Origin of the sequence: Kitasatospora cheerisanensis KCTC 2395 (genome assembly GCF_000696185.1) — a bacterium.
GTDB classification, from domain to species: Bacteria; Actinomycetota; Actinomycetes; order Streptomycetales; family Streptomycetaceae; genus Kitasatospora; species Kitasatospora cheerisanensis.
The window spans coordinates 927,919-940,404 of the sequence record NZ_KK853997.1; the positions used below are offsets into that span (position 1 = coordinate 927,919).

At 73.0% G+C, this 12,486-nt stretch carries 7 protein-coding genes and 2 pseudogenes; 7 read left to right on the forward strand and 2 right to left on the reverse strand.

All coding sequences use genetic code 11. The features are described 5' to 3' along the window. Positions 1-77 precede the first annotated feature (77 nt). The 5 genes and pseudogenes from KCH_RS04070 to KCH_RS04090 all read left to right on the forward strand — a co-directional run bounded on the left by KCH_RS04070 (position 78) and on the right by KCH_RS04090 (position 5,204). A pseudogene (locus KCH_RS04070) lies at positions 78-1,332 on the forward strand (MurT ligase domain-containing protein). 248 nt (positions 1,333-1,580) lie between these two features. Continuing rightward, positions 1,581-2,309, forward strand: coding sequence for a type 1 glutamine amidotransferase (locus KCH_RS04075; RefSeq protein ID WP_035870716.1), 729 nt, complete (start codon positions 1,581-1,583; stop codon positions 2,307-2,309). 314 nt (positions 2,310-2,623) lie between these two features. Further along, entirely contained in the window at positions 2,624-3,649 is a 1,026-nt protein-coding gene (locus KCH_RS04080) for a 6-phosphofructokinase (protein ID WP_035859083.1), read from the forward strand. 67 nt (positions 3,650-3,716) lie between these two features. Further along, positions 3,717-4,712 (forward strand): 2-hydroxyacid dehydrogenase, encoded by a 996-nt coding sequence (locus KCH_RS04085; protein WP_035859085.1) that lies wholly within the window; start codon positions 3,717-3,719, stop codon positions 4,710-4,712. Positions 4,713-4,763: 51 nt separating this feature from the next. Further along, positions 4,764-5,204, forward strand: a complete 441-nt coding sequence (locus KCH_RS04090; protein ID WP_244305138.1) for a flavoprotein — start codon at positions 4,764-4,766, stop codon at positions 5,202-5,204. A gap of 183 nt (positions 5,205-5,387) precedes the next feature. Here KCH_RS04090 and KCH_RS04095 read toward each other — a convergent pair whose 3' ends face one another. After that, a complete protein-coding gene (locus tag KCH_RS04095) occupies positions 5,388-9,101 on the reverse strand; it encodes a DUF7507 domain-containing protein (RefSeq protein ID WP_157031885.1) in 3,714 nt (1,237 codons plus the stop codon). Between the two features lie 270 nt (positions 9,102-9,371). On the opposite strand from KCH_RS04095, the gene KCH_RS04100 reads away from it, so the two are divergent. Then, positions 9,372-10,319: a cytochrome c oxidase assembly protein gene (locus KCH_RS04100; RefSeq protein WP_035870718.1), complete on the forward strand. Its 948-nt coding sequence runs from the start codon at positions 9,372-9,374 to the stop codon at positions 10,317-10,319. A 162-nt stretch (positions 10,320-10,481) separates the two neighbouring features. On the opposite strand, the gene KCH_RS04105 is transcribed toward KCH_RS04100, so the two are convergent. After that, positions 10,482-11,828 (reverse strand): DUF2254 domain-containing protein, encoded by a 1,347-nt coding sequence (locus tag KCH_RS04105; protein ID WP_035859087.1) that lies wholly within the window; start codon positions 11,826-11,828, stop codon positions 10,482-10,484. Positions 11,829-12,158: 330 nt separating this feature from the next. Between KCH_RS04105 and KCH_RS43200 the strand changes: the two are divergent. Further along, positions 12,159-12,486 (forward strand): annotated as a pseudogene (locus KCH_RS43200) (hypothetical protein); the annotation flags it as partial.

A 12,486-nucleotide genomic window follows, 5' to 3' on the forward strand; every position in this document is an offset into this window, starting at 1 on the left:
TAGGCTGAGTCCGTCCCTGCCGCCCGTGGGCCGTCGAACGGCCCGGGCGGTGCCGCAGCAAGGAGGAACCCCTGAGCATGCCAGGCACCGATTCGGAAGCCGCGCGCGACGCCTCGCTGCCCGCTCGCGCAAAGATCGCCGTGACGGCGGGCAAGATGGCGGCCGCGCTGTCCCAGAAGGCCGGTCGCGGCAGCGGGTCGGTGATCGGCGGCAAGGTCGCGCTCAAGCTCGACCCCGATCTGCTGAAGACCCTCGCCGAGCACCTGGACGTGGTCCTGGTCAGCGCCACCAACGGCAAGACCACGACGACCCGGCTGATCGCCGAGGCGCTGCGGGCGGCCGGCCCGGTGGTCTCCAACGCGCTGGGCGCGAACATGCCGGCCGGCATCACGGCGGCGCTGGCAGGCGGCACGGACGCGCAGTTCGGCGTCATCGAGGTGGACGAGAAGTACCTGCCGATGGTCGCCCGGGACACCCGGCCGAAGGCCATAGCGCTGCTGAACCTCTCCCGTGACCAGCTCGACCGGGCCGCCGAGACCCGGATGATGGCCGAGAAGTGGCGCGAGGGCCTGAAGGACACCGAGGCCGTGATCATCGCCAACGCGGACGACCCGCTGGTGACCTGGGCCGCCTCGTCCTGCAAGAAGGTGGTCTGGGTGGCCGCCGGGCAGGCGTGGAAGGAGGACGCCTGGTCGTGCCCGTCGTGCGGCGGTGTGATGCAGCGTCCGGGCGACGACTGGTTCTGCGGCGAGTGCGGCTTCCGCCGCCCGAACCCGCACTGGGCGCTGCAGGGCACCCACGTGATCGACCCGCACCGGGGCGCCTGGCCGATCCAGCTCCAGCTGCCGGGCCGCGCCAACCTGGCGAACGCCACCAGCTCGGCGGCCGTCGCCGCGGTGTTCGGGTGGCCCGCAGGTCGCGCTGCAGCGGATGCAGTCGGTGGCCGCGGTGGCCGGCCGCTACGACGTGGTGCAGTTCCGCGGCCGGGACATCCGGCTGCTGCTGGCGAAGAACCCGGCCGGCTGGCTGGAGACCTTCTCGCTGATCGACGGCCCGCCCGCGCCGGTCGTCCTGTCGGTGAACGCGCTGGACGCGGACGGCACCGACACCTCCTGGCTGTGGGACGTCGACTACGAGCGCCTGGCCGGGCACCCGATCTTCGTGATGGGCCAGCGCAAGCTGGACCTGGCGGTCCGCCTGGAGGTCGCCGGCCTGCAGTTCCAGGTCGTCGACTCGCTGGCGCAGGCCGTCGACGCCGCCCCCGAGGGCCGCATCGAGGCGATCGCCAACTACACCGCCTTCCAGCAGCTGCGCAAGGCCGTGGTGGCCTGATGAGCGACCAGTCCTACCAGCCGTACGGCGAACAGCACTACGGCGGCCAGCAGTTCGACCAGCAGCAGGCCCCGCAGCAGCAGTACGGGCAGCCCTACGGCGAGCAGCAGGCCCAGCCGCCGGCCCCGCAGCAGCAGTACGGGCAGCAGGCGCAGTACGGCGACCCGCAGTACGACCAGCAGCAGCAGTACGACGGCCAGCAGTACGACGGGCAGCAGCCCGCCGGGCGGTACGGGAGGTCTTCGAGGATGAGCGAGAGCAGCCTGCGGGTGGTCTGGGTGTACCCGGACCTGCTGTCCACGTACGGCGACCGCGGCAACGCGCTGGTGGTGGAGCGCCGGGCGCGGCAGCGCGGCCTCGGGGTGCAGCGGATCGACGTGCGTTCCGACCAGTCGGTGCCGACCAGCGGCGACATCTACCTGATCGGCGGCGGTGAGGACCGTCCGCAGCGGCTGGCGGCGGAGCGGCTGCGCAACGACGGCGGGCTGGTCCGGGCCGCGGAGAACGGCGCGATCATCTTCTCGGTGTGCGCGGGCTTCCAGATCCTCGGCCACGAGTTCGTCAACGACCTCGGCGAGCGCGAGGCGGGCCTCGGCCTGCTGGACGTGTGGACCGCCCGCGGCGAGGGCGCGCGCTGCGTCGGCGACGTGCTGGCGGAGGTCGACCCGCAGCTGAACCTCCCCCAGCTGACCGGCTTCGAGAACCACCAGGGCGTCACCCACCTCGGCGAGGGCGTCAAGCCGTTCGCCACCGTGCAGGTCGGCCGGGGCAACGGCACCGGCGACGGCACCGAGGGCGCCTGGCGCGACACCGTGTTCGGCACCTACCTGCACGGCCCGGTGATGGCTCGCAACCCCGGCGTCGCCGACATGCTGATCAAGCTGGCGCTGGACGTCAACGCGCTGCCGCCGGCCGACACCACGTGGTACGACGCGCTGCGCACCGAGCGGATCGCCGCGGCGGCCCGCCCGGCGTGACGCGTGCGGCGCGACGGGCGCGGTGTGCGCCGCGCGACGCGTGCCCTTTGCCCGGTGGACGGCTGACCGCCATGTGGTCAGCCGTCCACCGCGGGACAACTTCATAGGAGAATAAGGAGAGCCCGGGCGCAACACCCTCCTCGGCGGTCGGGTCGCAGTTACGTGTGGTGCGTCGAGGAAGCCGCCCCCGCGTCGGTTTCGGCCCGGCCGGACGCAGGAACCGTATGCTGTGCAGCAGGTCCGATTCGGGCGCGATGTCCGATTCTCACCCACCAGTCCGGCCGTCCGAATCCTGCTCGGGAGTTGGCAAAGCAATGCGTATTGGTGTCCTGACCAGTGGCGGTGACTGCCCCGGCCTGAACGCCGTCATCCGTTCCGTGGTCCACCGGGGGGTGGTCGACCACGGCGACGAGATCATCGGCTTCGAGGACGGCTGGCGCGGTCTCCTGGAGGGCGTGCACCGTCCGCTGACGCTCGAATCGGTGAGCGGCATCCTCGCCCAGGGCGGCACGATCCTGGGCTCCTCCCGGGTCCAGCCGAGCCACCTGCGCGACGGCGTCGAGCGCGCCAAGCGCTACTGCGCGGACCTGGGCATCGACGCGGTGATCCCGATCGGCGGCGAGGGCACCCTGAAGGCCGCGAAGCTGATGAGCGACGCGGGCCTGCCCGTGGTCGGCGTGCCGAAGACCATCGACAACGACATCGCCTGCACCGACGTCACCTTCGGCTTCGACACCGCCGTGTCGGTGGCCACCGACGCGCTGGACCGGCTGAAGACCACCGCCGAGTCGCACCAGCGGGTCATGGTGGTCGAGGTGATGGGCCGTCACACCGGCTGGATCGCGCTGAACGCCGGCATGGCCGCGGGCGCGCACGCCATCGTCGTCCCGGAGCGCCCGTTCCACATCGACAAGCTGACCGAGGTGGTGCGCGAACGCTTCGACCGGCAGAAGAAGTTCGCCATCGTGGTGTGCGCCGAGGGCGCCAAGCCCGAGCCCGGCACCATGCCGTGGGAGGAGGGCACCAAGGACATGTACGGCCACGAGCGGTTCACCGGCATCGCCACCCAGCTCTCCCGCGAGCTGGAGCACCGCCTCGGCAAGGAGGCCCGCCCGGTGATCCTCGGCCACACCCAGCGCGGCGGCACCCCGACCGCCTACGACCGGGTGCTCGCCACCCGCTTCGGCTGGCACGCCGTCGAGGCCGCCCACAAGGGCGCGTTCGGCCACATCACCGCCCTGCAGGGCACCGACATCCGGCTGGTGCCGCTGGGCGAGGCCGTCGCCGAGCTGAAGACCGTCCCGGCCGACCGCTACCTGGAGGCCGAGACCGTCATCTGACGGCCCGTCCGGCCCCGGGGCGCGTCGCGGTCCGCCGCGCTCGCCCCGGGGGCCTAGCCTTCACCGCATGGAGATCCTCGCGTACGGCGTCCAAGCAGACGAACAGCCGCTCCTGGAACAGGCCTTCGCGGGCCGGCACGCCCTGCGGACCCTGGCCGTGTTCCTCAACCGCGACACCGCCCCGCTGGCCGCCGGCTACCCCGCCGTCAGCAGCAGCGTCAACGACGTCCTCGACGCCGGGACGCTCGCCGTGCTCGCCGCGGGCGGCACCAAGGTGGTCGCCCAGCGCTCCACCGGCTTCAACAACATCGACCTCGACGCCGCCGCCGACCTCGGCCTGACCGTCGCCCGGGTCTCCCACTACAGCCCGTACGCGGTCGCCGAGCACGCCTGGGCGCTCGCCCTCGCCGTCAACCGCCGGCTCACCCGGGCGGCCAACCGCTCCCGCGAGTTCGACTTCCGGCTCGACGGGCTGCTCGGCCGCGACATCCACGGCATGACGGTCGGCGTCATCGGCACCGGCAAGATCGGCGAGTGCTTCGCCCGGATCGCCGCCGGCTTCGGCACCACCCTGCTCGGCTGGGACATCGCCCCCAACCCGGCCTGCGTCGAGCTCGGCATGGCGTACACCGAACTGCCCGAACTCCTCAGCCGCGCCGACCTGATCAGCCTGCACGTCCCGCTGCTCCCGGCCACCCACCACCTGATCGACGCGGCGGCGCTGGCCCGCATGAAGGACGACGCGATCCTGATCAACTCCAGCCGCGGCGGCCTCCTCGACAGCGCCGCCCTGGTCGAGACGCTGCGCTCCGGCCGGCTGTCCGGGGTCGGGCTCGACGTGTACGAGGAGGAGACCGGCGTCTTTTTCACCGACCGATCGATCCAGGGCATCACCGACGACACCCTGGCCCGCCTCATCACCTTCCCCCAGGTCCTGGTCACCAGTCACCAGGCCTACTTCACCCGCACCGCGGTCGGCCAGATCATCGACGCCACCGCCCGCAACATCGACGACTTCGCGGCCGGCCGCCGCAACGAGAACGTCCTGGTGCCGAAGGACTGACCGCCGGGCGCGTCCCGGCCGCAGGCCCGCGCGCCGTGCTGAACTACCCGCATGACCGCCCGCACCCTCTACCTGATCGGCTGCGCCGCCCCGCCGGTGTGCCACATCGACGTCGGCGTCCGAGCCGCCCAAGGGGCCGGCTGGGACGTCTGCCTCATCCTCACGCCCTCGGCACACCGGTGGGCCGAACAGGACGGTCCCGGCTCGCTGGAGGAGTTGCGGCGGCTCACCGGGCACCCCGTTCGCCACCGGTTCGGGCTGCCGTCGCAGTCGAACGGGGTTCCCCCGCCGGACGCCGTGCTGGTCGCTCCGCTGACCGCCAACACGCTCAACAAGTGGTCCGCCGGGACGTGCGACACCCTCGCGCTCGGCGTGCTGACCGAAGGGATCGGCCTGCGCCTGCCCATCGTCGCGCTGCCGCACTTCAACACCGCCCTGGCCGCCCACCCGCCGTCCGACGCAGCGTCACCACCCTGCGGGAGGCCGGGGTGACGGTGCTCCTCGGCGAGGGCGGCTACATCCCTCACCCGCCGGACCAGGGGACGTCGGGGCCTACCCGTGGGCCCTCGCCGTCGCTGCCCTCCCGCGGCCGGGGCACGCCGCATAGGCCTCGTGCCCCCTCCGGCGGGGCCGGAGGGGGCACGACAGGGGAACTACCGGTCGGGGCTCGGGGGTTCAGCTCCCGAGGCGGCCCGCGGTCTGCTCCTCCTTCCAGCCGTGCTCGCGCTCCACGCAGACGGTGATGGTGGCGCAGGCCGACCCGCTGCTGACCTGCCGGCCGGACGGGTCGTAGGCGACGGCCACGGCCGTGTTGGTGATGTGGCAGGCCTTGGCACCGCCACCACCGCCACCGCCGCCGCCGCCACCGCCGCCACCGCCGCCACCGCCGCGGTGCTCGTCCTCGCACCGGAGGTCCTGCTCGGCGACCGTGTAGGTGCCGTGGCAGGTGGTGCTCGCACCGGGGGCGAGGGTGGTCGCGTCACAGGTGATGCCGGTGACGAGGTTGTCGACGATCGACAGGTCGTGCAGCTCGGTGTCGCCGGTGTTGCGGACGGTGTAGGTGTAGTGGACGGTGTCGCCGACCGCGAACGGCCCGGGCTCGTCGACCGTCTTGGTCAGGCTCAGCGCGGGGGCCTGCTGGTTCACCGCGATGGTCGCCGTGGTCTCGTCGCTGTCGACCTGACGGCCCGTCGGGTCCGTCGCGTGGGCCGCGGCGGTGTTGGTGACGTGGCAGAAGTCGGGGTCGGTCCGGTCGCAGACCAGGTCCTGGGCGGCGACCGTGTAGCTGCCGTGGCAGGTGGTGGTCGCGCCGGGGGCGAGGGTGGTGGCGTCGCAGGTGATGCCGGTGATCCGGTTGTCGCTGATGGTCAGGCCGGTCAGCTCGGTCGTCCCGGTGTTGGCGACGGTGTAGGTGTAGTGGACGGTGTCGCCGATCCGGAACGGGCCGGGCTCGTCGGCGCGCTTGGCGACGGTGAGGCCGGGCGCGTGCGCGCGCACCTCGACGGAGGCCCGCGCCTCCTCGCTGTCGACCTGGTTGCCGGTCGGGTCGGTGGCGTGCGCCGTCGCGGTGTTGACGACCAGGCACGGGGTGGTCTGGCCGCAGGCGTCGACGTCGGCCTGGGTGACCAGGTACGAGCCGTGGCAGGTGGTGGTCGCGCCCGGGGCGAGGGTGGTGGCGTCACAGGTGATGCCGGTGACCCGGTTGTCGGTGACGGACAGTCCGTGCAGGGCCGTGTTGCCGGAGCTGTGGACGGTGTAGGAGTAGGTGACGGTGTCGCCGGTGAAGAACGGGCCGGGCAGGTCCGCCTGCTTGATCAGGCTGAGCGCCGGCGCGCTGCGGACCACCGTGATGGTGGCCGTGGTCTCCTCGCTGACCACCTGGTTGCCGGCCGGGTCCGCCGCGTACGCCACCGCGATGTTGACGACGCGGCAGCTGTTCGGGTCGGGCTGGTCGCAGACCAGGTCCTGCGGGGTGACGGTGTACGTCCCGTGGCAGGTGGTGGTCGCGCCCGCGGCGAGGGTGGTGGCGTCGCAGGTGATGCCGGTGACGTGGTCGTCGGTGACGGTCAGGTCGTTCAGCGCGGTGTTGCCGGTGTTGGTGACGCGGTACGAGTAGGCGACCGTCGACCCGACCTCGAACGGGCCGGCCGAGTCCACCTGCTTCACCAGCGCCAGCTGCGGGGCCGGCACCGGGACGGTGATGCTGGCGTCGGCCGGGTCGCTGGCGATCGGGTTGTTCTGCGGGTCGACCGCCCCGGCCCGCGCCGTGTTGGCGATGACGCACTGGGTGGCGCCGCTGTCGGCGTCCAGGCAGTCGTCGATGTCGGCCTGGGTGACCGTGTACGTGCCGTGGCAGGTGGTGCTCGCACCGGGGGCGAGCGTGGTCGCGTCGCAGGTGACGCCGGAGACCCGGGTGTCCGTGACCGTCAGGCTGTGCAGCTCGGTGGTGCCGCTGTTGGTGACGGTGTAGGAGTAGTCGGCCGTCGACCCGACGTGGTACGGGCCGCTGGAGACCACCTGCTTCGTCAGCGTCAGGTGCGGCGTGCCGACCGGAACGGTCAGGTCGGTCTCCGGGGAGGTCACCGTCTGCCCGTTGGTGGTGCCCTTCGCGGTGGCGGTGTTGGTGACCGAGCCGGTCGTCCCGTCCGCCGCGGTGATGGTGTAGCTGCCGGTGCAGGTGGTGCTGTCCCCGGGACTGTCCGCCGGCGCCAGCGTGGTGGCCAGGCAGGTGATGCCGGTGACGTGGTCGTCGTGCACCTGGATGCCGCTCAGCTCCACCCCGCCGGTGTTGCGGACGGTGTACGAGTAGGTGACGGTCTGCCCGACCGAGTACGGCCCGGGCGTCACCACGTTCTTCACGATCTCCAGGGCGGGCGGCTTCTCCAGCGGCACGCTCTGCGAGGACGGCGGCGAAGTGACCTCGTCACCGCCGGAAGTGCCCGTCGCGATGGCGGTGTTGTCGATCGACCCGTTCGCCGCGTCGGCCGCGGTGACGGTGTAGGTGGCGGTGCAGGTGATCGTCTGCCCGGGCGCGAGGGTGGTCACCGGGCAGGAGACCGGGCCGATCTCCGGGTCGTTGACGACCAGTCCGGTGATCTCCGTGTTGCCGGCGTTGGTCACCACGAAGTCGTACGGCACCTGCGAACCCGGGGCGAGGTCGCCGGGCAGCGGCAGCCTGACCTGCTTCACCAGGTTCAGCTGGGGAAGCGGCACGTCACTGGAGACCACCACGTTGCGGATCAGGTGGACGTCGGTGGACGAGCCGGTCGACGAGGCGAAGCCGAACTTGTAGGTGGCCGGGATCGGCAGCGGCGCGGGCGTGGACAGCACCTGGTGCGGGCCGGTGCCGTCGTTGAAGTCGATCGTCACGGTGACCGTCGGGTTGGCCCCGGCGGTGATGTGCACGTTCACCTGGCGGCGGGACGGTTCGAGGATCTCCTCGGCCTCCACCGGGGTGACGCCCGGGGGCATCACGGTCGACGGGCCGTGCAGCATCCCCGGCAGCGTCGACGGCCACGGGCCGGTGGTGGTGAAGTTGCTGGTCGTGGCCGTCAGGAAGCAGTAGCCGACCACGTCGTTGCCCGGCCCGCGCAGGGTGACCATGTTCGGCCCGGGCGGCGGCCACGGGGTCCGGGCCGGCGCCCGCTGGGGACAGCCGTTGCCGCGCTCCTCGCCGTCGCCGAAGAAGTTGCCGTACACGTCCAGGCCGACGCCGAGGTAGCCGTGGTCGACGCCCGGAAGCAGCGGGTTCGTCGGGATGTCGGCCTGGCGGATCTGGGCGTAGCCGAGGCTGCCGCCGTACGCGCCGGGGTGGGTGAGCGCGGCGGCGCCGTCCACCAGGAAGAAGGAGATGCCGTCGGCGGGCGAGGCCGGGGTGGTGCTCCCGTACTGGTACTGGTCGAAGGTGACGTCGAGGCCCTGCCCGGCCGGGAGGGCGTGGTCGTACATCACGGCGGCGCTCTGGAAGTAGCCGGCGTCGGTCAGCCGGAGGAAGCCGTCCGGCGCCGCGTTGTTCGGGGGCACCGGCCCGACGGCCGGCGGGCAGCCGAGCAGCGGGTGGTTCCCGCTCCCGGGCGGCGAGCCCACCGGCGCCGCGCCGGTCAGGCAGGCCGGGCCGACGGCCGAGAACTCCGGGGCGGTGGCCTGCTTGAAGGTCTCGGTGAGCAGCGGGGTGCCCAGGGCCCGCGGCTGCGCCTGCGCGGCGGGGGCGGCCGCCGTCCGGGCGTGCGCGCGGGCGTCGCGAAGCCGCTCAGCGACAGGGGCAGGGCGGCGGCGACGGCGAAGGACAGCGCGGCGGTGGCGAGGCGGGCTGCCGGGCCGCGTGGCGCGCGCCCGTCGGGCGAGGAGGATGGTGGTCTCTTCTTCATATTCCGCATCCCTAGCAGCCACGATCAGCGTGCCCCCGGCCGACAATCCGACAAGTACCTCGGACGGCCGTCGCAAGATTCCCACGGCCGCCGGTGCCCGAGCTCCGGGGGCGCTGGCGGCCCTTCCGTAAGCGCCGCCTAGGCTGGGTCCGAACAAAACGAAACCGGAGCAAACCGGACCCGGCCCCGCCGGGACCGCGCGCACCGGACCGGACCACGGGTGCCGCGGCAGCGCGGCGCCGGACGGCATGGACGAAAGCGGGGCCGCCCGATGGGCGACGGCATGACCGGGATGCATCACCACGGCGGGGGCCCCCTGCCGCCGTTCACCTTCTCCCGGGCGATGGAGTGGTCGCCGGACTGGCCGTACCTGGTGTTCTGCGGTCTGCTCCTCGGCCTGTACCTGGCCGGGGCGGTCCGGCTGTGGCGCCGCGGCGACAAGTGGCCGATCGGCCGGACGGTGGCGTGGACGGCCGGCGTCGGCACCGTCCTCCTGGTCACCAACACCAAGCTGAACGACTACGGCATGGTGCTGTTCAGCGCGCACATGATGCAGCACATGGTGCTGTCCATGCTGTCGCCGATCCTGCTGCTGCTCGGCGGCCCGATCACCCTCGCGCTGCGCGCGCTGCGCCCGGCCCGCAAGGGCAGCGGCAAGGGCCCGCGCGAACTGCTGGTCGCCCTGCTGCACAGCACGTACGTGCGGATCATCTCGCACCCGGCGTTCACCATCCCGGCGTTCATCGCCAGCCTGTACGTGCTCTACTTCACCCCGCTGTTCGACTTCCTGATGCAGTACCGGATCGGGCACCTGGGGATGATGCTGCACTTCCTCGCGGTCGGCATGCTGTTCTTCTGGCCGATCATGGGCGTCGACCCGGGCCCGCACCGCCCCGGCTTCGTGATGCGGATCATCGAGCTGTTCATGGGCATGCCGTTCCACGCCTTCTTCGGCGTGGCCGTGATGATGGCCTCCGGCCAGCTGGTCACCACCTTCTCCAAGGAGATGGCCCCGCTCGGCACCGACCTGCACGCCGACCAGCAGCTGGCCGGCGGCATCACCTGGGCGTTCGGCGAGATCCCCACCGCGATCGTGCTGATCGCGCTCACCCTCCAGTGGGCCAAGTCCGAGGAGCGGCAGGCCCGCCGCCGCGACCGGGCCGCCGACCGCGACGGCGACGCCGAGCTGGCGGCGTACAACAAGTACCTGGCCTCGCTGAACCGGGGCACCGCCGGGTAAGCGCTTTCCGCACGCGCCGGGCAAGCGCTTTCCGCATCCGCCAGGTAAGCGCTTTCCGCACCCGCTTCCGCCGATCCGTCCGCGCCTCGTGCCCGGGCGGATCGGTCGTTTCGGGGGTGGGCAGGGTCGTGCGGGGTGTGCGGGGTTGTGCGGGGCGCCCGCTCAGCCGATGCCCTGGCGGTCGGGTGCCAGGGCGAACGCCCGGTTGTGCTCGTCCGGGACGGCCGCGTCGACCGCGCGTTCCAGCAGTCGGCGCTGGGTCAGCAGCGGGGGGAGGCGCGGCTGCGGGGTGATCCGCAGCAGGTCGTCGAGGGCGGCGGTGAGGCGGCGGGTGACCTGGGGCTGACCGGCGCCGCAGATCCGGATCTCGGTGAACGCCAGGTCCACCGTCGCCTCCCAGCCGGGCACCGACTGCACCAGCCGCACCGCGCCGTCCCGGTCCCGGTGGCGCAGCTCGCCGACGGGCAGCGGGGCGAGGACGGCAAGCAGCTGGTGGATCCGGTCGACGGCCTGCACGGCGGTGGTGGGGTCGTTGACGGCCGGCGAGAGGGCCCGGATGGCGATGTCGACGAGTTGGCGGAAGCCGAAGCTGAGGTCCTGGTGCATGGTGCGGTCCACGCCGACGTTCAGCGCGAAGGCGATCCGGCGCGGCCGGGGCGCGGTGCCGCCGGCGGCCAGCACGGTCGGGGTGCCGGGCGCGATGAAGTCCCCGATCCGGGGCACCAGGTGGAGCACCGTGCCGTGCCGCCGGGCCACCCGCACCAGGCGGCGGATGTTGACGTCGCGCAGCACGCCCGCCCGGCCCTCGTGCAGCAGCACCGGCCCCTGCGGGGCGGGCCCGTCGGGCGGGTCCTCGGGGCGCTCGGCGGCTTCCTGGCCGGGCGGCGGGGCCAGCCACCGGTAGGCCGTCAGCACCTGCATCGACTCGCGGGTGACCCGGTCGATCACGTGCGGCACCCGCAGCAGCCGCAGCGTCGCCTGCACGTACAGCACGAACAGCGCGAGGCTGAGCAGCACCAGGGCGAGCGCGACGACGGTCGACACGATCGGGACGGAGACGGCGCGGGTCGGGTCGGTGGTCTCGTCGTAGCCGAGCTGGACCAGCAGCGCGAAGACGAAGGTGGCCAGGCAGGTGGAGAAGGTCGCCTTGGTCAGCCGGCTGCGCACGTACAGGCGCAGCACCCGGGGGCTCATCTGGCCGGCCGCCATCTGGAGCGACACCAGGGAGATCGAGAACACCACGCCGATGAAGGTGAGCATCGCGGAGCTGACCGTGGACACCACGCTCTTGGCCGCCGAGGCGAAGGACAGCAGGGTGTCGGCGGTCTGTTCGGCGGTGGCCTCGGCGAAGATCTCCCGGTCGATCAGGTCGGTCAGGCCGGCCAGCAGCACCGCCCCGACGCAGGCCACCAGCGGCGCGAACCAGAACGACTCGCGCAGGTGTTCCCGCAGCGGCGACAACGCCCGGTAGTGCGGCCGCCGGCGCCGCCCGCTGTGCTGCTCGCTCATTCCGCCAGGCTAGCCAGCGGCGTGCCCGGGGGCCGGTAAGCACGCGGGCGCCGCCTAGAGTGGGACGGCGGTGCGTGACGGGGCGTCAGGGGGCTGGGCGGGTGGAGACGGAGCGGCTGGCGGCGGTGACGGGGGCCGGCGGACCGGGGTCGGGGTATGCGGTGGGCGGGCGCCTGGTGCTGACCTCGGCGCACGTGGTGGGGCCGGTGGGCGCCCGGGTGGAGGTGTTCCGTCCCGGTCGACCGGGGACGGCGGGCGGGACGGTGGTGTGGGCCGGGTCGCCGGGCGGCGGGACGACGCGGCGCTGGTGCTGGTCGAGGAGGGGGCGGCGTGGGGTGCGCCGGCCGGGCCGGTGAGCTGGGGACGGCTGGTGACGCGGCGGCCCGGGGCGGCGTGCGAGACCTGGGGCGTACCGGAGGTGGCGCAGCGGCCGCAACGGGCGGTCGAGGCGGTGCAGTTGGCGGGCGGATCAATCCGGGGACGGGTTTCGTCGGCAACCGGTACGTCGTCGATCTGGACGCCCGTCCGCCCGCCTGGGAGGCGGGTTCGCCGTGGGCGGGGCTGTCCGGGGCCGCGGTGCACTGCGGGCGGGTGCTGGTGGGGGTGGTGGCGGCCGACCGGGCGCATTCGGGGCATGCCGCGCTGGGCGTGGTGCCCG

Excerpts from the sequence above, each read along its gene's own strand:
- KCH_RS04075 (WP_035870716.1), top strand. The coding sequence starts at position 1,581 with ATGAGCGAGAGCAGCCTGCGGGTGGTCTGGGTGTACCCGGACCTGCTG.
- KCH_RS04105 (WP_035859087.1), bottom strand. The coding sequence starts at position 11,828 with ATGAGCGAGCAGCACAGCGGGCGGCGCCGGCGGCCGCACTACCGGGCG.
- KCH_RS04100 (WP_035870718.1), top strand. The coding sequence starts at position 9,372 with ATGCATCACCACGGCGGGGGCCCCCTGCCGCCGTTCACCTTCTCCCGG.
- KCH_RS04085 (WP_035859085.1), top strand. The coding sequence starts at position 3,717 with ATGGAGATCCTCGCGTACGGCGTCCAAGCAGACGAACAGCCGCTCCTG.
- KCH_RS04080 (WP_035859083.1), top strand. The coding sequence starts at position 2,624 with ATGCGTATTGGTGTCCTGACCAGTGGCGGTGACTGCCCCGGCCTGAAC.
- KCH_RS04090 (WP_244305138.1), top strand. The coding sequence starts at position 4,764 with ATGACCGCCCGCACCCTCTACCTGATCGGCTGCGCCGCCCCGCCGGTG.